Source organism: Bartonella sp. AP280QHHD (genome assembly GCF_042196125.1).
Classification (GTDB): Bacteria; Pseudomonadota; Alphaproteobacteria; order Rhizobiales; family Rhizobiaceae; genus Bartonella.
The window spans coordinates 208,808-232,784 of record NZ_JBHIPQ010000015.1 but is presented as its reverse complement, the minus strand read 5'-3'; the positions used below and the strand labels follow the sequence as shown (position 1 = coordinate 232,784).

16 protein-coding genes and 1 pseudogene are annotated in these 23,977 nt (G+C 37.9%); 11 read left to right on the top strand and 6 right to left on the bottom strand.

Annotated features, from left to right (window positions below; genetic code table 11):
• Positions 1-239 precede the first annotated feature (239 nt).
• Both ACFIMK_RS02125 and ACFIMK_RS02120 read left to right on the top strand, forming a co-directional pair.
• Positions 240-1,391 carry an MFS transporter gene (locus ACFIMK_RS02125; protein WP_375629662.1) on the top strand — a complete coding sequence of 384 codons (1,152 nt, stop codon included), beginning with the start codon at positions 240-242 and terminating at the stop codon, positions 1,389-1,391.
• An 857-nt stretch (positions 1,392-2,248) separates the two neighbouring features.
• Positions 2,249-2,527, top strand: a complete 279-nt coding sequence (locus ACFIMK_RS02120) for a hypothetical protein (RefSeq protein ID WP_375682647.1) — start codon at positions 2,249-2,251, stop codon at positions 2,525-2,527.
• A 1,972-nt stretch (positions 2,528-4,499) separates the two neighbouring features.
• On the opposite strand, the gene ACFIMK_RS02115 is transcribed toward ACFIMK_RS02120, so the two are convergent.
• The gene (locus tag ACFIMK_RS02115; protein ID WP_375632065.1) at positions 4,500-5,402 is read right to left on the bottom strand and encodes a polyprenyl synthetase family protein; all 903 of its coding nucleotides are present in this window, start codon (positions 5,400-5,402) and stop codon (positions 4,500-4,502) included.
• Positions 5,403-5,826: 424 nt separating this feature from the next.
• On the opposite strand from ACFIMK_RS02115, the gene rpmF reads away from it, so the two are divergent.
• Together rpmF and ACFIMK_RS02105 are read left to right on the top strand one after the other, a co-directional pair.
• Complete coding sequence (gene rpmF / locus ACFIMK_RS02110) at positions 5,827-6,006, top strand: 50S ribosomal protein L32 (protein ID WP_005774555.1); 180 nt, start codon at positions 5,827-5,829, stop codon at positions 6,004-6,006.
• A 1,475-nt stretch (positions 6,007-7,481) separates the two neighbouring features.
• Positions 7,482-8,200: pseudogene (locus ACFIMK_RS02105) on the top strand (tyrosine-type recombinase/integrase); the annotation flags it as partial.
• A gap of 907 nt (positions 8,201-9,107) precedes the next feature.
• Here ACFIMK_RS02105 and ACFIMK_RS02100 read toward each other — a convergent pair.
• From ACFIMK_RS02100 to ACFIMK_RS02090, 3 genes are all read right to left on the bottom strand, one after another.
• The gene (locus ACFIMK_RS02100) at positions 9,108-9,692 is read right to left on the bottom strand and encodes a CarD family transcriptional regulator (RefSeq protein WP_273790499.1); all 585 of its coding nucleotides are present in this window, start codon (positions 9,690-9,692) and stop codon (positions 9,108-9,110) included.
• Between the two features lie 303 nt (positions 9,693-9,995).
• Positions 9,996-10,337 (bottom strand): ferredoxin FdxA, encoded by a 342-nt coding sequence (fdxA, locus tag ACFIMK_RS02095; protein ID WP_015856977.1) that lies wholly within the window; start codon positions 10,335-10,337, stop codon positions 9,996-9,998.
• 21 nt (positions 10,338-10,358) lie between these two features.
• Positions 10,359-11,939 (bottom strand): hypothetical protein, encoded by a 1,581-nt coding sequence (locus ACFIMK_RS02090; protein WP_375613182.1) that lies wholly within the window; start codon positions 11,937-11,939, stop codon positions 10,359-10,361.
• Between the two features lie 577 nt (positions 11,940-12,516).
• Here ACFIMK_RS02090 and ACFIMK_RS02085 point away from each other — a divergent pair.
• Positions 12,517-13,428 (top strand): RNA polymerase factor sigma-32, encoded by a 912-nt coding sequence (locus tag ACFIMK_RS02085; RefSeq protein WP_375628693.1) that lies wholly within the window; start codon positions 12,517-12,519, stop codon positions 13,426-13,428.
• A gap of 306 nt (positions 13,429-13,734) precedes the next feature.
• Here ACFIMK_RS02085 and ACFIMK_RS02080 read toward each other — a convergent pair whose 3' ends face one another.
• Positions 13,735-15,312 carry a M48 family metalloprotease gene (locus ACFIMK_RS02080; RefSeq protein ID WP_375613184.1) on the bottom strand — a complete coding sequence of 526 codons (1,578 nt, stop codon included), beginning with the start codon at positions 15,310-15,312 and terminating at the stop codon, positions 13,735-13,737.
• A gap of 147 nt (positions 15,313-15,459) precedes the next feature.
• Between ACFIMK_RS02080 and ACFIMK_RS02075 the strand changes: the two genes are divergently transcribed.
• From ACFIMK_RS02075 to rimJ, 4 genes are all read left to right on the top strand, one after another.
• A complete protein-coding gene (locus ACFIMK_RS02075; RefSeq protein ID WP_375613185.1) occupies positions 15,460-16,095 on the top strand; it encodes a thiamine diphosphokinase in 636 nt (211 codons plus the stop codon).
• Between the two features lie 100 nt (positions 16,096-16,195).
• Entirely contained in the window at positions 16,196-16,582 is a 387-nt protein-coding gene (locus ACFIMK_RS02070) for a hypothetical protein (RefSeq protein ID WP_375645924.1), read from the top strand.
• Positions 16,582-18,444, top strand: coding sequence for an ABC-F family ATP-binding cassette domain-containing protein (locus ACFIMK_RS02065; RefSeq protein WP_375682661.1), 1,863 nt, complete (start codon positions 16,582-16,584; stop codon positions 18,442-18,444). Before ACFIMK_RS02070 ends, ACFIMK_RS02065 begins: the two co-directional genes overlap by 1 nt.
• 562 nt (positions 18,445-19,006) lie before the next feature.
• Positions 19,007-19,570, top strand: coding sequence for a ribosomal protein S5-alanine N-acetyltransferase (rimJ, locus tag ACFIMK_RS02060; protein WP_375628687.1), 564 nt, complete (start codon positions 19,007-19,009; stop codon positions 19,568-19,570).
• Between the two features lie 531 nt (positions 19,571-20,101).
• On the opposite strand, the gene ACFIMK_RS02055 is transcribed toward rimJ, so the two are convergent.
• Complete coding sequence (locus ACFIMK_RS02055) at positions 20,102-20,362, bottom strand: DUF2312 domain-containing protein (RefSeq protein ID WP_005774567.1); 261 nt, start codon at positions 20,360-20,362, stop codon at positions 20,102-20,104.
• 263 nt (positions 20,363-20,625) lie between these two features.
• Here ACFIMK_RS02055 and ACFIMK_RS02050 point away from each other — a divergent pair, with 263 nt between their 5' ends.
• Positions 20,626-21,114: a DUF1036 domain-containing protein gene (locus ACFIMK_RS02050; RefSeq protein WP_273790491.1), complete on the top strand. Its 489-nt coding sequence runs from the start codon at positions 20,626-20,628 to the stop codon at positions 21,112-21,114.
• Entirely contained in the window at positions 21,111-22,547 is a 1,437-nt protein-coding gene (pyk, locus tag ACFIMK_RS02045; protein ID WP_375674806.1) for a pyruvate kinase, read from the top strand. The genes ACFIMK_RS02050 and pyk overlap by 4 nt, the downstream gene beginning before the upstream one ends.
• Positions 22,548-23,977 lie beyond the last annotated feature (1,430 nt).

Sequence of the window (23,977 nt, the reverse complement as noted above, 5' to 3'; positions counted from 1 at the left end):
TGGTTTTTGGCTGCTCTTGAGACAGTAAAATATTTAACGGATTCTTCAAATATCAAATTATAGAAAGAACATTGTTTATTGATTTTTCAGGCATTTTCCCAGCATTTTTTGGGGTATCAAATTGATAGGATTGGAAATCCTTATAGCGATTATAGTCCTATTTGTCGTAAAATGTAAGCTTTTATATGGATATAAAATGATGTATACGGGTGCCTTTTTTGGCGTTATTGGGGGAGTGCATGACAAGTATATTAGCGTTTGGCTTTTTATTTAATGGTATAAGGATTTTAACTGGCGCCTTTATTGTCTTTTATATGCTTGAAAAAGGCTTAACGCTTATTGATATTGGTGTCATTAAGTCGTTTCAGGCTTTTATTATGATGGTTACAGATATTCCTCTGGGATATTTTGCTGATCGAAAAAGTTATAAAATATCGATCGTTTTGGCAGCGGCTTTTGCTGCCACATGGCTCTTTCTCATGGGATTTTCTACAAGCTTTTATGGTTTTCTTTTGGCAGAAACTTTTAATGCCTTATCGCTGACATTGATTGCGGGGGCCTATAATGCTTTACTTGTTCAATATGCAAAAGAAAAATTGACATCTACTAAAAAAGTGCTTGGTTCCAGCTCTCAATATAATTACATCGGCATGTTTATATTCAGTTTAATCGGGGCATATTTTGCTGATTATTCTAGCCAATATATATGGTATATCGCGGCGTTTTTAATGTTGATGACGACACTATTTGGTTTGTTTTTTCTTGATGACTTGAAGGGGGAGAAAAAACCAAATAAAGTGAATTCTCTCATTTGTGAAGCTAAGGAGATGTTGTCTATTTTTATTAAAGTTCCTTATATCTCTTTATGCTTTTATTTTTCATTGATCTTTTTCAATATATTCTCGCAGTATTGGCAGTGGATATTTAAAGATCATAATATTAATGTCACTTATTTTGATCTTGGTGTGACATTTTCACTTATATTGTTCTCTCAGCTCTTGGCTAGTCTTCTCTTTACAAAACTAAGTGAAAGAGTGAATTTTATTTTACTGTTGTTTCTTTCGGCTTCACTGATTTTTACCGTTGCTTTCTTTGAACCAAGAAAAGAAATGGCTGTCATTTTAGTCTGTATGATTTTTTATCTCATTAAGTATACATATCTTCGTGTAGAAGTTGTTTTGCATGATAGTATTAGTGATTATTTCAGGGCTACATATGAATCTTTCTTGTCAACTGTTGGGAGATTTAGCTTATTGGTATTTTTTTACATGAGTGCGTATATGGTCAATATATTTGGCTTTTTCTCACTCGTTTATATTTTTGCTATTTATTTATTGATTTACTTGTTAGCAGTATTTTTTTTAGAAGGAACTCTCAAAAAAGTTCAGTGAGAATATTAACTTATTACGATACGTGTTTTATAGGGTTTCATAGTGGGGCAAGGCTTTGATTTATTAAGGCGCATCGTTGTTTTTGCATGTTGAATGAGAAAGACTGAATAGTGTCAGTTACTCTTATTTCAAATCTATGTATGTTGAAGTAATCAAAGTCATCTGCTTGTACATTATAAGTGGGCTTGGCATAATAATCGTTAAAAAGGAAATAAAAATGCTGCTCATGAATATTGCACAAAGAGTTGCTGATAAGATTGGACGCTGATAAAGAAAATGATTGTGCCAGATTATATGCTTATTAAGGAATGGTGATAGAGCAGTTTTCCCGTTTTTATTGGTTCCTTGCTGGTAACACTTTATCTCATTAGAGCTAATTTAAGCAGTCGGACAATTTATAGCCTGTTCAAATAGGCTTTCCTCATGACTGATTTTATTGTTGATATATTTAACGCGTTTTATTGCTGTTTTCTTTAAAATATCAATTATCTTGTTGAGATAATTTTTTTACGTTGTTCATTCTCGTTTTTGAGTATTTTCTCTTTGATTGTGGCGTTAGCTCTGTATTTTCTGATGTTAGAAAATTTCTGATCCAGATAATAAACTTATCTATGGAAACTTTGAATGATATCTCCCCTCTTTGAGAGGGAATAAAACCAAGTACAGAAATATTGTTGAGTACAATTTGCTACAAATAAGCCACAAGAAAACAGCATATATTGATATATTTGATAGGAATCTGTTAAGCCGTACAAATTATGGTCATTAAAAGGTAAAGCGATGAAATCGTTATCCATAACGCGTGTTGTAACATTGATAACTCTTTTTTTGTATCTGTGTTGTTGGGATGTACGCGCGTGGATAGTCTAGAACAGTACGATAGACTTTACGAAAAATATATCAGTGAAAATTACGGCGCTTTTGAACATTTTCAAAAGCATGAACAAGCAAAAAAATTTGTATACAGCCATGGCTATCAGAATATCGTACCAAAGTTTGACATTATACGGCATCGTCACATACTGATTGTTTTATGTGGACGTTTTGTTAATTTATTGCGTGGTGATTATAATGAATGGATATCAGCAGATATGTTACTCAATGTCATAAGCAGTTTGCGTAATGACTATAACTAGAGAGAAAACGATTTTATTTGGGCCTATAATATGTCTATGAATGCTACCGACCCCATGATTGATTACGCGAAAAAGTTTCTTAATTCTTCAAGTGAAAATGGCATGAGTTTCAAAACACAAATGATTGATCTCGTGTCGAGTATGAGGACCGGTGATGATGAAAATGTTAAACAAATAGCGCGTTTTTGCATAGAGCTAAACACGATATATGACATGATGAAACCAAGAAGAATTTACAAATGACATTGAATGGATAATGAGAAAAATTCTCTCGAAGGATATTCAATGGCTATAATACTCTTGATAATCGCGGCATTTTCTTGGCCATGTTGCATGTTTTTTTATTATGGCTTCAAAAGGTGGACATATTTTCCAGCTTTTACAACAGGCATAGGTTCACTTACAATGATGCTTTTCATCTTAATAAGAAAATTGCATTTAAAGGAGGAAATTTGCACTTGGATTGAAAAAACTACTTATCACAAATTAGATTGCGCTATTATATATAATAATAAGGACTTTTTTTATCTTTCTGTTGCAATGATCATTCTCTGTTTAATCTTATCAATTTTCTTTTTATGTGATGAATTGAATAAACGAGATAAAGAGCGTGATGAATTAAAGTTGTACAGTGATCATGATTATTATTCAATTGAAGTTATTACACACTTTTGTAAATAAAAATGTTTCTGCTTTTGAAGGAGCATGCCGACACAATTATTCACTTTGCTAGCCCCTAATGTTGCGGACAGCCCTTGGCTTTTAAGACGGTTCATAAGAGGCAGTTTTTAGTCTTTTCTTTGATGTTTTGCCCCACACGGCTTTTCCCGCTTGTGACGTGCAAGCAAGTGATTTTGATTGATTTAACATACACAGATTTGAAATGAGAGAATCTTACGGTATTCAGGGTTCTTATTCAAGTTAAAAACCGCAAATTATCATTATAAATCAATGTATTATATATTTCTTGCTAAGAAAAGAGAGATCGGTAATAATATTTTTTTGGTCTTTCGTTCTATTGAAATTAATGGCTTTATTTATCCTGTTATGCCGTAACATACTGTCATTTGAGGGGTGGTGAAGGTATCTTGTTTGATACATTAAGTATTTTAAGAAGTGTATGGTGAATATTCTTAAGTCTTGTTTATTGCGTCTTTAGTTTAAGTGAATCGCATGCGTGGAAAACGAGAGAAACCTACTCGGTAGGACACTAGACTGTTTACAGAGCAGATTGGATTAAAAGACTTTGTTCTTTGAGGGTGGCATAAAAATCAAAATAGCCATTATATTCATTTTTTTCTGATATTTTAAATACGAGCTTCAAAAAAATGATGCCTAAACTAAACAACGAGCACTTTTGTAAAAGTGTTTTTAGAGAGCAAGTAATACACGAGTGAATTTACAGAATGTGACCATATTTGATCTTTTACAACAAGATAGCGTGGAAAGGCATAAAAATTACGACTCTTTACTGAGGGCAGTGTACTCCTAGGGTTGGCAATAAACAACAGATGACTTTGATAAGGCTACAAAGCCAATCGGCATTTTTATTGTTTTTTGCGGGTTTATAAAATGCCTGGTTTTATACTTATTCTGTTTATTTTTTGCCTTATCGTTAGAAGATTAAAGATATAAAGGAGAAAATGAGTTTTCCTCTTTCCGGTTGTTTTTTATTCGGCTTTAAAGCATCCACTGTAATATCTTTTAAAGCCTGAATATTACGCATTGCTTTACCGTTTTTGTTTCTTTCAGTCTTTAATGGAAGGCATTTTTTATGCAAAATAGGATACCCAGAATGCATTTGTGTTATAAATTTACGCGGCTTGTTTTAATGAAATTCCTCTTAAGATTTGTCGCACCCATTTCATGATAAGGACTATAATGGAGATTAATGGTAATGTTTCTTTGAAAAATCTATTATGCATTCAATAAATATGATGGTGTACACTATGTACAATAGGGCGGATGAAGTTTAATTTTGGCGTATTGCACTAAAGTGTGCTGCTTGTTGGAGGGGGAGTGCTTTAGCGCCAAAAGGATGTAAGAATGCTTCTGCTTTACTGATGAGTGTATCTCGCTTTTTTTGGGTTTCTTTAATGCCGTAAAGATGAACAAAAGTGGCTTTTTGTGCCGTTTCATCTTTTCCAGCCGTTTTTCCTAGGGTTTGCGTGTTGGCAGTGACATCAAGAAGGTCATCGGTTAATTGAAAGGCTAAACCAAGATAGGTCCCAAAATCAGTAAGTTTTTCAGTTAATTCTTTAGATGCATTGCCAATGATGGCACCTGCTTGGCAAGCAAAGCTTATCAGGGCTGCTGTTTTCATGTGTTGTAGAGTGATGATGTCAGTACTTTCTTGCGGTCTTTTTTCAGCTTCAAGGTCCAGCATTTGTCCACCTAACATACCGCCAAGTCCTGCCGATTGTGCAAGAGACGTGATCAGCTTGATTCTAATATCTGTAGATAGATTACTAGCTTTATGGGCAATGATTTCAAAGGCAAATGTTAAGAGGGCATTGCCTGCTAGAATTGCTGTTGCTTCATCAAATGCTACATGGACAGTGGGTTTTCCACGCCGGAGTATATCGTTATCCATAGCGGGAAGATCATCATGAATGAGCGAATAACAATGGATACATTCTAAGGCACACGCAACATCAAGAGAATGTTCTACAGGGACATCAAAAAGTGCAGCACTTTGAATTACAAGAAAAGGACGCAAGCGTTTTCCACCGTTCAGCACACCATAGCGCATGGCTTTGATTAAATTTTTAGGGCGTGAAATTTCACCAGTTTGGATTTGATCACTTAACAGGGTATCAAGCCGCTTTTCAACGGTATTTCCATGTTTTGCAAGAAGGGTGGTAAATTCGTGCATTCTTGCTTCCTTTGTTTTTACAAAAATGAAATTATGAAGTTTAAAGAGAAAGGTTGTTGCTTTTTCTTGTTTTCATAAATTGGCGTCGTTTTTTATTAAAAATCAACTTCTCTTTTTATCTGTATCTCTACTGTATGCGCAAATCCCTTTTTAAACCAAATAAAAATTGAATGAAGGGCTTATAAAAAAGCTTTCATTGGTGTATAAAATTCTTAAATTTTGCAGTGTTTTTGATATTCATTTGATTATTGTGACACCATTTTTGATAACAGGAAGGTCATTTTTGGTAAGAGGAGGATCATTTTGACATTGCCTCTTCTTTTTTATCAGTGTATAATATACTCAAATTTTATGGTATTTTAAATGAAGCATTGTCATTTTTGACATTGCTTTTTCTGTTTTAATGGATTTGGAGTGTCTTTTTATGGCTGTACCTAAACGAAAAACCTCTCCAGCGAAGAGGGGCATGCGCCGTTCGGCTGATGCTCTGAAGGCGCCGACTTATATCGAAGATAAAAATTCTGGTGAATTACGTCGTCCTCATCACATTGATTTGAAAACGGGAATGTATCGTGGGCGTTCCGTTTTAGTGGTTAAAGACTGAGCGTTTTCTTTCTTTTCCAGAGGTCAACTTCTTTTATTTCATCGATCAATGCACGCTTGGGGCGTGCATTTTCGCTTTAAGATGAATGTTGAGGTTCCCTTGCGTCGTCTTCTATCGATGTGGAACAGGGAATGTATCGTGGGCGTTCTGTTTTAGTGGTTAAAACTTTAGCGTTTTCTTTCTTTTCCAGTGGTGAACTTCTTTTATTTCATTAGTGAATGCATTGGGTAAGATGCGTTTTTCACTTTTTCTTGAGAACATGTGTGGGATAAAGTTTTGCTGTAGAGAAATGATTCTATTGTGGGAGATGATTTTCTTGTTTTCTTGAGAGGCTATAAGGGATTGCTTGTATCAGTGTCTTTTATGATGACTTCGTTAAGAGCTTGGGTATTGATATAAGTTAGCTCAGTAATAGAATCATTTTGTATCGCACTTAATCTTTATTGACTATAGAGAGAATCCTATTAGACCGTAAAATATCATCGTTTAAGGCGGTTGATCTATGTAAGGATTTAAGCATACCGGTGTTTTCCGGTGTTTGTTATGAGAATATTTAAGGCAATGGTTTGTCTATAGACTTATATTGTGACATGTGATTCTCCTTAAAAAAATAGAGATCGACATCACATTGATTTATAAAGATCATTTGTTGTTTTGCGCCTTGAATGGAAGCTCTATCGTAGGATTTTCTCATTTCAAATTTTTCCCCATGTTGAATCAATGACAATCACTTGCTTTTCGGTCACAAGTGGGGCTGGCATGTGGGTGAAAACTCTATAAAAAAGGAAAAATGTTTATAATGAATATTTTCAAATGTAAGAATTGTTGTAACATTGGGGTTAAGTGTATGCTGATGCCAGCGTGCTTTCTTATGAGCAGAAAAGAGAAAACCGTTACAAGACAGAAGTTGTACACATTCAATAATCTTTAGTGCTTTTTATGATAAAAGTGCATGAGACTTTTCTATGAATATCACGCTGTCTTTTCATATTTTTGAACTAAGAATTGTCCATATATTTTTCGTATTTTTGTGAATATAAGGGATTTGTTGCGAACAGCTTGTAAAAATAAGTAAACTTAAAACCAGATATGTTATGTGTGGGGGTGAGCAAAGTATTTTATCAAAGCCGGTACGATTCTCCAGTTCATAGCTGGTTTATGAATGATTTTATAGTGTTTCTTACCTAAGTTTATGATTTTTTTGTTATCTGTTCATCACTAGACAACATATTGATTTATATATATAATTCATTGTTTTTCATATTGAATTAGAACCCCGAATAACGTAAGATTCACTTATTTCAAATCTCTCTATCTAGAATCAATCAAAACCACTCGTTTGCACGTCACAAGTGGGATGAGTGTGTGGATAAAATTTGTATAAGAAAGGACTAGAAATGGTTCTTATGAATCGTCTTAAGAGCCAAGGGCTGTCGTAACACCCACGAGCTGGAAAATATAATGATGGTACCGGCTTGCTTCTTCACAAACGTAAGAGATGGGGGTGGTCAATGGATTTACCGTTATACCTTTCACGGGGGCCGCGAAATGGGCTTGGGAGCGTTGCGAGATGTTTCTTTAAACAAGTCCGTGAATTGGCAATTGGGTGGGGTGCTGTTTTACGTGAGGGGCGTGATCCCATTAAAGAACGTGAGAAACAAAAGCGTGAGGCAATGCGCAATCTCCATTATTTAAAAAATATTGCTTTAGATGCTTTTGAAAGCCGTAAAGCTGAATTAAAAAATGATGGTGAGGCGTGTGATTGGTTTTTACACTGACGCCTTTATATTCTCCCCAAATTAGGTTGTCTGCCCGTTTCAGAGATTACGCAAACTGAGATACGCAATACGCTTTCTCCCATTTGGCATGCAAAAGCTGGAACAGCTCAGACAGCACTGAAGCGTCTTAATCTTTGTCTTAAACATGCGGTTGCATTAGGGTTTGGATGTTGATTTACAAGCAAAAAAAGCACGCGCGCTCTTAAGGTAAGCAACGTCATAAAACGTAAAATAGACCAGCTATGGATTGGAAAGATGTCCCTGCTTTTTATCAGTTACTCTGTAAAACACAAAACATAACACAACTGGCTTTGCGTTTGCTTATCCTGACAGGCGTTCATACTAATCCTTTGCGTCATATTCGTGAAGATCAGATTGAAGATGATATCTGGACAATTCCTGCTGAGAATATCCAATCTTTAGCGGTTTGTTTGAAACAGAGATTGAGACTTTTAAGAGTTCTATGAATCGTTCTAGATTTTTTGTGTCCGATTGGAGTAAGAATATTGCATATATTTCGTAATCTCTGAAATAAGAAACCTCATTTTGGAAAAATATGAAATTGAAAGGGGCAATGCTAACGTTCATTTTTATTGTTATTTTTTAAGTTAATTTTACAGCTTTCAAAAGTATTTGGAATGCCTTTTACAGAATGGAGATGATGGTTTTAGTTCATGCTTTTTTTATCGCGTTTTTTAATGGGGGGAATGCTTCTCATGCAAAATAGAGTGCCCAAGACAAAATATGCTTATGTTGTACTGTCACGCTTTTTTTAAAAGGAATATTTTTCAATATTTGTGGCATCCATTTTATGACGGTGTTTTTGAATGTTCCAATGGTTTTGTAGAAGGGGGTAAATGGTAAAGTTTCGGTGTAGTGTATAAACGGCACTATGATCTTTACGCTTAATAAAAAAGCAAGCCTGCAGCCTTACACATCTTGCCAGATTCCAATGTTGGTATATCCTTTGGTGCTTGAGACAGTGTCTCGCTCTTTTTGTACAGTTTTTACCCACAGATCAGCTCCGCTTGTGATTGACAAGCAAGTGATTTGATTAATTCAACATGAGAGAAATTTGAAATGAGTAATCTTACCATATTCAAGATTCTAATTTAATATGAATAATGCTAGATTATGATGATTAATCAGTTTGTTATCTATGAAGAAAGAAAATGAGGAAGAGGAATTTGTCGAAAAGTTAGATTGTTTATAGATTGGCGCTGGTTAAGAAACTTTGTCCTTAAGGGCAGAGAGGATGTTAAAAAATAAAACCAGCTTTTCGCTGGTTTTATCGAAATATCATCATTATGATGAAAGAGTGTATTATGCAGCGTAGACAGCTTTACTGTTTTCATCTGTTTCTTCTCTCTCAGTTTTAAACTCGCGTTCCGGCTTGTTGGAGAGATGCATCTCTATGAGATTGATAGCTTCTGTTTCAGAAAGACTATTGATAACCGCAATTTCACGGGCCATTCTTTCAAGAGCAGCTGTATAAAGTTGGCGCTCAGAGTAAGATTGTTCAGGCTGTAGATTAGAGCGGAAAAGATCACGGACCACTTCGGCGATACAAATAAGATCTCCTGAGTTGATTTTAGCATCATATTCTTGTGCACGACGTGACCACATGGTCCGTTTAACGCGTGCTTTTCCACGTAAAACTTTTAAGGCACGTTCGACAGAATCACTAGCAGATAATTTACGCATTCCAACGGAAAGGGCTTTTGCAATGGGGACTTTGACATCCATCTTATCTTTCGCGAAATGAATGACAAAAAGTTTTAATTTATGTCCTGCAACTTCTTGATCTTCAATCGCTATAATTTGTCCTACTCCATGCGTAGGGTAGACGATATATTCAGAGGTTGCAAATTCTTTGGTCTTGGAAGACGTTCCATGTTGGGATGCCATATTTTAGTTTACTCCCTTATGATCAACAAATGTATCGGAAAACAGGTTATAAACCTGAGGGTTGAGTTTTCTTTAACCAAGTATATTGTACCAATTAAGTGAGCATAAAAGCCGAGTACTTTTAAATCAACAAAAAATACACCGCTTTACTATAACAAGCAAAGAAAAATACTTAGAAAGATGATCATGTTAAAATAACACTAACATCAAAATTTAAAAGAATCAATCATTTCGCTTAAGGATTTTTTATTTTTACAAGAGAAGTCTTTCAATCGTTGAAGGAGGAGAGTGTACACTTTATCATTACTCTTCGCCACTTCCTGGATTTTCTGAAAAATACTTTTCTAATTTATTTGGAACACCATCCATTTCTTTTGCTTGAGGAAGAGGATCTTTTTTGGTGGTTAGATTAGGCCATTTGTTTGCATAATGAAGATTGAGTTCTAACCACTTTTCTAATCCTGGTTCTGTATCAGGTAAAATCGCTTCTGCTGGGCATTCTGGCACGCAAACACCACAATCGATGCATTCATCGGGGTGAATAACAAGCATATTTTCCCCTTCATAAAAACAATCAACTGGGCAGACTTCAACGCAATCCGTATATTTGCAGTGAATGCAGTTGTCGGTTACTACGTGGGTCAAGATCAAACTCCATTTGTTACTTTAATTCTCTTTAGAGGAAAGTGTGTGCGTGTTTTTATGATTGGTGAGTTGATCGCGTAGTACAGCTAGTTTCGCAAAAGGTGAATCAGGATTAAGGCGCTTTTCTTTTTGAAAGGGCTTATGATTTGCATGTTTCCCTTGGGATTTGTGGAACTTATGAGAGCGTTTTGCTTGTGATGGTGCTTCTTGAGGGGAATTTTCATTTTTGTATTCCGCTTTTTTTACAGCGTTCTTCGATTTATTTTGCCACTTATTTCCTAATTTATCACGTTTTTTTTGTGCATGGTGGGGAAATTGATGCTTATAATGCCATAACAAAATAACTTTATCTTCTTCTGTAGAGCGAGGGGATTTGGCAAAATTCCCAACAGGTTCAGCTGCTGGTAAACGATTGGTTTTATGGAGATGTTTTTCAATACCAGAGGATGAAGTGTTTGGGAATGAGGTATTTTTTTCTTCTCGTGTTGTTTCTAAATCGCTTACTGTTTGCCATTGACTTCCAACGCATTCTGCTGCAGGAACATCTTGCATTGCCCTATTGACAGGGGAAGAGGCTTGGTGTGCAAAGAGATTTTGTTCAAAAACAGTATTGCTTATGCTGTACGATTGATAACCAAGTCCTTTGAGGATTTCTTCCATATCGTTTCCATTGGCCCCAAGAATGGACATCATGGCTGGTGTAACAAAAAAACTTTTGCCATCATAGGCTCCATCGGGTTTAGGATCACTTCCTTGTTTCCAATGAAGTGCGGGACGGATGAGATTGGCAAGACGTTCTAAAATATCAATCCGTACAGCACGTTGTCCTAAGATTCGGTAGCCGGCTAATTGATAAAATTGGCGGTTATAGGTAGGGTCAACAATTAAAGAGGTTCGACCAGCAGATAATGCTGAAAAAACTTCACCCAAACCAGTTTGATCTTGTCCCGCATTTTGAAGATTCCACAGGAGAGTAATGGCTTGAACCGGAGCAGGTTTAAGCATTCCGGCAACATAGATATGAAAAGCGCCAAAACGCACGCCTAGACGCCGAAGAACGGCACGTGATTCTTGCGCAAGGTTTTTGACAATGTCTAAGACTTCGCGGCGTGGTAAAATCCCTAAAGAGTTAAAAAGTTGTAAAGCAAGACTGTTTGTTGAATCCGTTAAATTATCAGCATTGCGCAAATCAAACAGGGGTTTTAAAGTCGTTTCAAAATGAAAGGTGACAAAGCGTTCTAATCGTTTCACAACGTTATTGCGGGATTCTCCCGTGAGTTGTTCATCTGCTAAAACAATCAGTTTTGGTTTAAAAAAATCTTCTGTTGCTACAAGTTGTCCTACGGGTTGACCAATCCAGCGCACAATTCCATCAGAACTGAGGGTAAAATCTCCATTTGCAGAAGCACAAAAACGTGTCGCGCGTTTGGAAAAAGCAAGAATCAAATTCTCATTCTCTGTTGAAATTTGCTTCTCAGCTATTTGATCGGTACTGTTTTTGTTGGCATAAAAACGAAAACCTTCAAATTTACCCCTTCCGTGTTTTTCAATGAGAATATCATCTTGAAGAATCTCATTCTGTTGAACAATCTTGCTATCCATGATCATTTTCTTTCTCAGTGTGACACTGGTCAAAAGCTTTTTGCGACAATTTCATAATGGTGCTCTTTCTTTAACACGTTTGTTGCGTTTGCTTCAATCACTCTTGTCATTTTTTGCTGTTTCTTTGCGCCTTTAAAACTTGAATGATTCTTTTTTCATTCAGTTTTCATTCAGTTTGGATGCTTTATATTTGCAAATTACACTTATTAGTTGTATTGTAAAGCTAAAAGCATAAATAAATTCTTCAATTTAAAAGGAAACGGAACCGGTTATCAAAAAACGGCATTTCTTTTGCATGATCACTTTATTTTTTTGCTGTTTTGTCATGAAAAGTGAAGAGAAAGTTTTTTCAAATATTTCATAGGCTAAAAGGCATATTGTAAAGGCATTTTGCAGGTGAAATTGTGTCTTATGTCAAGAAGTTTTACCATGACAGTAAAAAAAAACAATTGCGATTATAAAATTACACGTTAAAGTAGTGGTCACAGAAGTTAACAACTTTTGCGTTCTTTTTAAGCGAAGAACAATGATGTCGTTGCCAAATCAATTTTGATAATTTTAATCGCAAGGGGTTATTATGGGTAATCTTTCAAATGCTGTTTATAAAAGCAGCAAAAATTATAGCGATGCAGACAAAAGCTTAGGACGTAATATGATGCGTTCTGCTATGCAAGCACCTTATCTTGAACGACAAAAAGAGCATGATTTGGCTCTGCGGTGGAAAGACAAACGTGATGATGATGCCATGCATCAAATTGCAGCGGCTCATATGCGTTTAGTGATTGCTATTGCTAATCGCTTTAAACGTTTCAAAATGCCATTGGGGGATTTGGTACAAGAAGGGTATGTGGGACTATTGGAAGCAGCTGCACGTTTTGAACCTGATCGGGAAGTGCGTTTTTCAACATATGCAACGTGGTGGATACGCGCTTCTATTCAAGATTATATTTTGCGAAATTGGTCAATCGTTCGAGGGGGAACGAGTTCTTCGCAAAAAGCACTTTTCTTTAATCTTCGGCGTTTGCGTGCAAAACTGATACAAGATGATAGTGCTTTGTCAAAACAGGATATTTTTCGCACAATCGCTGAAAAACTCGGTGTTTCCGTGCGCGATGTTGAAACGATGGATTTTCGTTTTTCCAGTTCTGATAATTCCTTGAGTGTTTCTGTTTCTGAGAACAGTGATAATCCCATTGCTAAGATGGATGTTTTGGTGGATGAGAGTCCTCTTCCTGATGCTTTAATTGAGCAAGTCATTGATGGTCAACGGCGTACACAATGGCTTTACGATGCGTTGCAAATTCTCAACGAACGGGAGTTGGAAATTATTCGCTTTCGTCGCTTAAATGAAGAGGGGGCGACTCTCGAAGTTTTAGGTGAAAAGTTAGGAATCTCGAAAGAGCGCGTGCGTCAAATTGAAGCTAGGGCTTTGCAAAAATTGCGCTCTGCTCTCCTTACGGTTCATTCAGAAGACGCTTACGATATATAAGCAGTGAAAGGCTTTGGGGGGGAGGAAAGAGAATGTATTAAGTGGGGGCATATGAGAATATGATAAAGTCAGTTTTAGGGGGTGTTCATATTTGTTTAGGAATATGCCTCCTTGGGGGCGCTACTGATAAACAGAGGAAGATAGGGGGCTGTTAGTTGGAGGAAATATATATATCAAACGGAGACCTATAAAGGCATGATGAAGTTGGATTTTAAAGTGTTCCTCTTTATTTTCGAATATGCTTTAAGGGGGAGGGCGTGATACAGGCAGAAAAGAATCAAAACTGTAACGGATGAGAAGAAAGGCTTATTCTGTAATAATTTTCACTTTTGTACCTGCGGGTAAAGTTTGCGTTGGTGAGAGGGCGTTGAGGATGCGAAAGAGTTTTTCTTTATATGGTGTGTATTGCATTTTATCTGCAAGATTGGCAACGGTTTCTCCTTGTTTAACACGGACAACACGGATTTTTAAGGGCTGCAATTTTTTTAACTGTGAAGATGAAAGAGAATGAAAGCTTTGTAGCGTTTTTTGGGCAACCTCTGCAAAATTTCGAGAATTATATGGAGCGGCCGTCAAAAAACGAAAGATGTGGTTGTTGAATGGAATGACAACCACATCAAATTGCCATTGATCATTGGTAGCATAGGCCCGCGCTCCAAGTAAACTTTGGCTTTGGGATTCTTGGCGCATAAATTCTTGATTGGGGAGCCCTTGAATTGTGATGGGGCGGATAGATGATTGATCTAGACCGATAATCCAGCCGCTTTTCAAATAATCACTCGCAGATATTTCAGCAGGATGTGGAATAGCATCAAAACGAATCGCAATTTTATCTGGTCCACTGGCCCAAACAGTGTGTGCTGAATGTTCTATTGTAAAATTGTTTGGAACAGAAAAAGCTATGCGCAATTGTGGGTGAATAAATTGGTTGCCTCGTACAAAACCTGTATAAAAGCCTCCTCCAAAAATTATGCCATCAATGCTTTTGAGAAAAGAATCATGATCGGATATTTTACTATTCCCTTTACTGATTTTACGCGCTTTTTCTATCGCAAGCCGAATGCGTTGAGGGGTAGTTGGGTGGGAGGCTAAAAAATCTAGAGAGGCATTTTGGGTGCCAGAGATATTACGAAAAGCACTATAGGCTTCCATTGTTTGAAGAAAGCGTGGTGAAGCAAAAGGATCATATCCTGATTGTTGGAGCATTTCGAGCGCAAGGGAGTCAGCTTCCAGCTCTTGATTGCGGGAAAATTGCGCGAGTTGTTGCTTGTTTTGCATAGGGTTATGAAGTTTTTTGCCAATAGAAGAAAGAAGACGTGAAGACATGTGATTGGTCATCTTTAATTGGGCTTCTTTTTGCAGGCGTAAAATGCCATGATTGGCTCTGATATGTGCTATCTCATGGGCTAAAATGGCTGCAACTTCTGAAGAATCATTGGCTAATGCCAGCATACCACGAGTGATGTAGATCGAGCCGTTGGGGAGCGCAAAAGCATTGATAGTTTCTGAGTTTAAAATTGTTACAGAATAGCTTTGATGAGAACTATGTGATGCAACTGCCAGTTTACGGACAATCTTTGCTAAAAGGTGTTCAAGTTTTGCATCATGATAAGCGCCACCATACATTTGCAAAATACGTGGGTGTTGCAGAGCGCTTAATGTGACATAGATATTGTGGTTGTTGGTACGTTTGATCGTTTTAGAAGAAGTGGAAGAAAGCCTATCATTTTGAGAAAGTGGTGTATGACAAGCCGAAAGGAGAAACGTTAGACTTATGAAAGTTGCTTTATACAGGCAAGAGCGAAAAAGAAAATTGCGGTGAAAAATGGGGTGCGTTGGACCATGGTGCACATTATTTCTGCGGAGTAATTTGGCAAATTGCATTTGTATCTTTGTATCGTATGTTTCTTTAAGAAAGGCATTAGGGATAAGGATTCGTTTGGCTATATCATGCTTTTTGTTTATAAAAAATGACTCTCACTTATAAAAAGATGCACTGTAAAGAAAATTTTGTGAAAGGCAAAGTATGGCATGACAACATTTACGATATTATTAAATGGGGATGTTCATATCACTGATCGTTTGCTTAATCAAATTCAAAACAGTCGGGTGATTGCTGCGGATGGTGGTATGCGTCATGCGGCAACGCTTAATGTAACGCCTGAGTTGTGGTTAGGAGATTTTGATTCATCAGATGAGAATTTAATCCGCCAATATAATCATGTTCCGCGTGAAGTTTTTCCCTCTGATAAAGATATGACAGATAGTGCTCTGGCATGTGAAAGAGCGCTGCAAAAGGGTGCTAAAAAGCTTATTTTATGCGGTGCTTTGGGAGGGGAGCGAAGTGATCATAGCCTTTCTCATATGACGCAAGCGTTGATGATGGCTGAAAGGGGTATTTCAGTGTTGTTGACAAGCGGTTTGGAAGAAGGTTGGCCGGTTTTGCCAAAGCCTTGTTCATATGATTTGCCTAAAGGGTGTTTGTTTAGTCTTATCGGTTTTTCTGATTTAAAAGGTTTAACGCTTAAGGGAGTAAAATGGCCAATTTGTGACAAAAATGTGTCATTTGGCTCTTCTTTAACACTTTCTAACCGTATTTGTGGAACCTTTTCTTGCCATTTAGGTTCTGGAAAAGCTATATTGCTAGTGTCTGTACCTATTCCATAAAGCTCTTCCAATATATTTTGAATAAGGCAGGGGGGGGCCTAGTGATGAAGTGCCGACATAAACGATATATGTATTGATCTTGAGAAGGAAAGGTTTTGATATGTTAAAATCAATTTTTAAAGTGGCCGTTGTTGCAGCCATTGGTTTCAGTTCAGTCGCTTGTACTACAAATGATGAACGCGTTGCACGTTACGGCGTAGGAGGAGCAGCAATCGGTGCTTTGGCTGGAACTGCTATTGCTGGAAGTACGCCTGGAGCAGCACTTACCGGTGCAGCATTTGGTGCTTTGGCTGGAACAGTAACAGGTGCAGCTGCAAATCAAAGAAAACAACAAAGACAGGCATCACAATTGTGCACGTATCGTGGTCGTAGAGGGCATGTTTACCAAGCACCTTGTAGACAAAGAGTTCCTGTACGGCAATTGTGTGCTTACCGTGATGCAAGAGGGGTGATGTATCAAGCACCTTGTCCGCGCCGCGTTCGTTAATGGCGGTGCCGCTTCTGCGGCTTGACCGCATTTTCTTAAATTTTGGAAAAACGCCTTTGCTCAATCAAGCTTCTTTATCGGTTGAGCAGGGGGCGCGTATTGCGTTGGTTGGCCGTAATGGTTGTGGAAAATCAACCTTATTAAAAATTGCCGCAGGAATATTAGAACCTCATGGTGGCGAAATTTTTCGCCACCCGCGAGTAACGCTCCGTTATGTCTCACAAAATCCGGATTGTTCAGGATTTGAAGATATTAATGCTTATATGGAAGCGGGGCTGGATGATATATCTGATGTTCAGTGGATTAATACGCTTCGCACAAATTTAGGGTTTTCTGGGACGGAAAAATTGGAAACGCTTTCGGGAGGCGAAAAGCGGCGTGTTTCATTGTTACGGGCCATTGCTGCAAAACCCGATATTTTGTTCTTAGATGAACCAACCAATCATCTTGATTTACCAACCATTGAATGGCTGGAAGCTGTTTTGGCTTCTTTGCGTTCAGCGATTGTGGTGATTTCCCATGATCGGCGATTTTTAGAAAATGTTACGCGGTCAACGGTATGGCTTGATCGTGGCACAACCAAAAGACTGGAAAAGCGTTTTTCTGAGTTTGAAAATTGGCGTGATAAAGCACTGGAAGAAGAAGCCATCGAACAGCATAAATTGGGGCGCCAAATTGCTCGTGAAGAGCAATGGTTGCGTTATGGCGTGAGCGCACGGCGTAAGCGTAATGTACGGCGCTTAGGCGAATTAAAAGACTTAAGACAGCGTCATCAAACCTATAAAGGGCAGCCAGGAAATGCACTTTTGACAGCAGCAAAAAGTCATGATTCTGGGCAATTGGTGCTTGAAGCAAAGAAAATTTCAAAATCCTATGGTGATCGCATTATCGTGAAAGATTTCTCTTTGCGCATTCAGCGGGGTGATCGAATCGGTTTGGTAGGACCCAATGGAATCGGAAAGACAACGCTCCTTTCTGCATTAATTGGGCAAGAAGCCGTGGATAGTGGAACGGTGAGGCATGGCTATAACCTCTCTATGGCATTGCTTGATCAGCAACGTATTTTAAATGAAGAAGAAACTTTAGCGCATTATTTAACGGGGGGAAGAGGTGATACTCTTGTGATCAATGGGTTGGAGCGGCATGTGGTTTCTTATATGAAAGACTTTTTATTTTCACCGGAACAAGCACGCACTCCCCTTAAAGAATTTTCTGGGGGAGAAAGAGCACGCCTCATGCTTGCACGACTTCTTTCTCGTCCTGCAAACTTTTTGATTCTTGATGAACCGACCAATGATTTGGATATGGAAACTTTGGATTTGTTGCAAGAATTTATTGCTGATTTTGCGGGGACAGTATTGTTGGTCAGCCATGACAGAGACTTTTTAGATCGTACTGTAACGCATATGTTGGCACCTCAAGGTGATGGTCATTGGGTTTTGTATGCGGGCGGCTATAGTGATATGATGGCGCAAAACCAGCATGCTCTTCGCTTACAACGCAAAAGAACAGAATTATCGCAACGTAAAGCACCTTCAAAATCTCATGCGGGAGAGCTTTCAAAGCAGGACACATCAACAGATGATCGCTTGATAGGGCGGGAGAAAAAAACACGAGGTAAATTGTCTTATAAGCAGGTTTATGCATTGGAAAAATTGCCTGAAGAAATTGCTGTTTTACAGGACGAAATCAAAAAAATTGAGCAAGAACTCTCTGATCCAGCCCTTTATCGCAGTGATAAAGAGCGTTTTGAACGTTTATCAACAACGTTGGCAAAAAAGAAAAATACTTGCACACAAAAAGAAGAAGAATGGTTAGAACTTGAAATTTTACGCGAAGAAATGGAAGCGCGTTCACGGTAATATCTAAAAAACTTTAAAAGATTTGTATTGCATCATCGCTTTTCTTTAATTTGTTACAAGAGTTTGTCGCTGATTTAGCGGGAACAGTGTTGTTGACGAGTTATGGCAGAGACTTTTTAGATTGCACTGTAACATATAGCATCTCAAGGCGATGGTCATTGGGATTTGTATACGGGGGAGCAGTGATATGGTAGCGCAAAACAAGCATGCTCTGAGCTTACAAGGCAAAGAAACAAAACTATCTTTGCCGTAAGTTTTTTCAGAATTTCGTATATGGAAGTACGCCAATTCCCTTGCATACTTTGCCAGTCCCCAATGTTGCTACAGCGCCCCTTAGAACTTGAGAGCATTCATAAGAAATATTCCCCTGTCTTTACCTTATGCTTTAAACATACCACCCCCACTTATGACGGAAAAGCAAAAGATCCTCATTGATTCTAACGTAAGAAGTGTTGTGATGAGAAAAGCTTACTGTATTCGACATTATGATTTGAGTTTAAAAATGATGATTTGTTAAGATAAATCAACGTGTTATTGTGACATTGTCTAGGAGGAGAAAATGATGGCAATTAAAACAAAGCGAACAATTTCCACATTGATCGGTTTAGAAGATGCAGCTGAACTGTCTTCTTATTTCCTCCGTAATGCGAATCATCTGCGTCCTTTTGAACCTGTTAGATCTGATGGTTACCACAGCCTAACAGCTTGGGAAACACGAGCCAATGCATTTGCTTATGAAAGCGCACAGGGACAAGCATACCGATATGCTGTACGATTAAAAAATGAAAACACAGTCATCGGTGTTGTGAATTTTACAAATGTGGTTCGGGGTGTTTTTCAAGCCTGTCATCTTGGTTTTTCTCTTGATGAAAAACAACAAGGCAAAGGTCTCATGTTTGAGAGTTTATCGGCTCTAATACGCCATATCTTTCATGTTTATCATCTGCATAGAGTGATGGCAAATTATAGACCTGAGAACATAAAAAGCGAACGTTTATTAAAACGCCTTCATTTTGAAAAAGAAGGCTATGCCAAAGACTATTTGATGATTTCTGGAAAATGGAGAGATCACATTCTAACCTCTCGAATCAATGATCTTTATGAGTCCGTTAATAGATTCGAATAAAGTTTTGTTAAGGGTCTTTTTATCAAATGTGTAAATATGCTGCACTTTTCCCTATCCTAAAAGACGAAGATCCTTAACCACCTCTTCTTTTGTAAACGGTTCAGACTCTCGTTTAGCGGATTTCAACGGCTGACCGCTTTCATATGTTTCTTTTCGTAGATAAGAAATTGATTTATCATCATAACTCATTTTTTTAATTTGAAGAGAGTCCTCAATATCGGAAGACTTTCTCATTTCAAATTTATTGATGTTTAATCATAAAAAACACCTCTCTTGCACATCACAAACTGAGTTGGCATAGGTTGGCATACAAGTGAGGGTTTATGTGGATAAAAATTATTGAAGAACAAGAATAAAAATTCTCTGTATAAATCCTTTTAAATGTGAGGGCTGTTGCAATATTGTGTATTCTGTGACCGATAGTCTCGTTACAAGTTACACAAACGGCTTATTGTTGGGTGAAATTTTTATACATTCATTTGTTTTTTGCATTTTCTTTTCTTAAAAAAATTTCCAACGTTATCAATGGTTTTAATTCATACCAAGCGCATTTTTATAAAGTTCAATGATTGCTTCTTCTTCCATTCGTTCATGTTCTTCTTTTTTACGCAGCCGTATAATGCTTCGAACAGCTTTACTATCGAAACCAGAGCCTTTAAGTTCAGTGTAAACGTCTTTAATATCATCAGAAATGGTTTTTTTCTCTTCTTCTAGCCGTTCAATACGTTCGATAAAAGAGCGTAATTGGTTTACGGATATAGCGTGTGTTTGATCGGTTACTGTATCGTTCATTGTATTTTTCTCCAGGTTATATATTTTAAGTTGTTTTTCGACGACGAATTTATGTTAAAAAAGCTTGAAAATAAAAAGTAAATCAAGCTACACAGCTTTTTTACAAATTGACTTTAAATATTTTGTAAAATTTTTAAGATATATGCATTGATAAAAGGGCTATAAAAAGAAAAATATAAAAATATACGTTTTAGATTTGAAAAGCTTTAAAAAAAAGAAATGTGTAATTTGTTTTGAGAATTTGGCATTATAGAGGAAGTTTTGTGATTTTAAAAAAGCGATATTGGGTGTTTCAGAAAGGATTAAAAGTTTTTCTCTTGAGCATTTTGCTCTTGTTTCCCCTTGTTGTTTTTGCAAAAGCTGACTTTAGAGTTTGTAATACAACCCAACAGTCTGTAGGGGTTGCTCTTGGATATCGTACATTTTCAGGGTGGGTGAGCGAAGGCTGGTGGACGGTACCAGTGACGGAATGTAAAACTTTAATTGAGGGGCCTCTTGCTTCACGGTTTTATTATTTTTATGCGGAAGGGGCACAAAAAAAAGGGAACTGGGCAGGCTCTGTGACCATGTGTGTGCAAGATAGCCAATTTACTATTCAAGGGGTTCATGATTGTTTCCCTCGAGGATATCAAAAGGCTGAATTTAAAGAGATCGATACCGGAAATCAAACCAGTTGGATGGTACAGTTGACGGATGAGTCTTTGTTAAACAATTCAGTTATACCTTCTCTTTCAGGAAATTCTCCACCGTGAAACGTGCACGTAAAGTAAAAATTATTGCGACTCTTGGTCCTTCTTCTTTTTCTCGTTTGATGATTGAGAAGCTTTTTAGGGCAGGAGCAGACGTTTTTCGTCTTAATATGAGCCATACTGATCGTGATATGCTGGGTGATTTGGTCGAGTCTATACGAGAAGTTGAAAAAACAGTTCGACGCCCCATTGGTATTTTGGTGGATCTTCAGGGGCCAAAACTGCGTGTGGGGCGTTTTGCTAAGGGGCAAGAAGATTTGCGTGTTGGGCAAAGCTTTACATTAGATAATCGCGATGTTCTTGGCGATGCGCAGCGTGTTTTTTTCCCTCATGAGGATGTATTTGCGGCTGTTAAACCAGGGGACCGGTTGTTGATTGATGATGGAAGGGTGGAACTGCGCGCGCAAGTATGTGATGGTTATTCTGTCCAGTGTCGTGTGGTTTCTGGTACCCGTATTTCTGATCGAAAAGGTGTGAGTTTTCCCGATACAATTTTGCCTTTTGATTCGATGACGTCAAAAGATAAGGAGGATCTTCAGGCTCTTTTACAGCAGCCTGTTGATTGGGTTGCTCTTTCTTTTATTCAACGTCCAGAAGATATTATGGCGGTGCGTCAGTTGACGAAAAGTAAGGTGTCTTTGATGGCTAAAATCGAAAAGCCTCAAGCCTTGGAGCATATAGAGAAGATTATTGAAATTTCCGATGGTATTATGATTGCACGGGGTGATCTCGGTGTGGAAATGCCTCTGGAAAAGGTCCCTGCACTTCAGATGGAGTTGATAAAAGCTTGTCGTTTAGCTGGAAAACCGGTTGTGGTGGCAACACAAATGCTCGAATCAATGATCACATCTTCTGTTCCCACACGCGCAGAAGTGTCGGATGTTGCTACAGCAGTTTATGCAGGAACAGATGCGGTGATGTTGTCTGCTGAATCTGCTTCTGGTCGTTATCCTGAAGAAGCTGTGCTTATGATGGACCGAATCGCGCGACAAATCGAACAGGATCACACTTATGCCGCTCAGGTTGGAGCACAACATCCAGCACCAGAATCAACAGGAACGGATGCGATTTCTCTTGCTGCGCGTCAGATTGCTGAAACACTTGCTCTATCCGCTATCGTTGCCTATACGGCTTCAGGAACAACGGGGGTGCGCGCCTCTCGTGAACGCCCTAATAGACCGATTATTGCTTTATCGCCCATTGTGGAAACAGCAAGGCGTTTGGCTCTCGTTTGGGGGCTTCATTGTGTGGTCACGCAAGATGCTCGCAATTTAGAAGATATGGTTGATCGAGCAGCAGCCATTGCATTTCAGGAAGGCTTTTGCCAAGGAGGGGATCGTTTCCTTGTAACAGCCGGTGTTCCTCTTGGAACGCCCGGTGCGACAAATCTCTTGCGTATTGCTTCTGTCTCTCAAGATGGAACGAAAGGGATTTGAGCCGTTTACGCATGGTGTTTTTTCATGCGCCTTTGAACAGGCTTTAAAAACAACGGGTGTGCGCTTCTTGTGAATGCCTCCATAGACCCATTATTCTTTTATCTCCTATCGTAAGATAGCAAGGTGTTGCATTAGGTCGTCCAGTTTGGGGATGGAAGCAGATGCGGTGATGTTGTCTGTTGATTTTGTTTTAGTTCTGAGGAAACTGCTTTTACGGTAGGCATTTAATGGGAGCCCCCCTTTTATTTCATTGAGACAGATTGGGGATTGCTTTATTGATGTTTATACGAGCGAGATGTTTATTGATAATGAGAGTTCATTCTTTCGCTTTTTGGATAAGAGCCTTGAAATTTTTCCCATTTTAAACTTTTGCAAACAGAATTGAATAAAATTAAAATTATGTGCCTAAAAAATCGTACTGGTATGTTATGAGAAAAAGTGATGGGTGAATGTGTTTTTAAAATATGCTTTGTCGAAGCATTTGCAACATATTGATTTATAATGATAATTTATCGTTATTAAACTTGAATTAGAACCCCGAATTCCGTAAGATTTTCTTAAATTTATTTATGTTTTGTTAATCATAACTCTTTGTTTGTACATCACAAGCGGGTGGGTTTTATGGGAAAAAGCTGTACAAGAAAGGCGTCCCTCTTATGAATCGTTTTACGAGCCAAGGGGGCTATCGCAATATTGAGGTCTGACTATAATGATGATGCCGACTTGCTCTTTCTTTTATTAAGCTTGGAGATTTTGAGGGGTGGGGAGAGAAATATGGATTATTTGTTATAAGGATAAAAATAGCGGTAGAGGATGTTTTCAAGAGCTATTATTGTTGTTTATGATGTTTGAGGTTGTATGAGATTAACATACTCTTCGGGTTTGACTTTTTTCCTGCTCTAAAGGATGAAAATACTAAAGTTCACGCTGGTTTATAAATGATACGGTTCTTTTCGGTGGGTTTCATCGGATGGACATCTCAGGTGCAAAGACTCCATGGTGCTTATAGTATCAAATAGCGGTGTTTTACGGTATAATAGATAAGGTTATTTTTTAATATATATTGAATCTGCTTGATATTATCTAAGGGGCAAGGATTTTTGGGCATGCATTCATAGGGAACATGAATATAGCTCTTTTTTTCGAAGGGTGCTTTATTTGTTTGTTGCTGTTGTCATTTATATGATTTTTTTACAATGATGTTGATTTTGTTATCTTATTGCGCGGTTAAAAGACATCTCATTTGAAATGTGGTGATATAAGGCAGTCTCCTTGATGTAGGAAGCGTTTGTGCGGAGGTGAAATATTCAGGGTAGGGCTTTCTTGTTGAGGTTTAAGTTAATCCCATAAGTCGTGAGTAGCTGGAATCCTTCCTATAAAAAACCAGACTGTTTACACACTGGTGTGGGTTTAAGAATTTTTATCCTGTG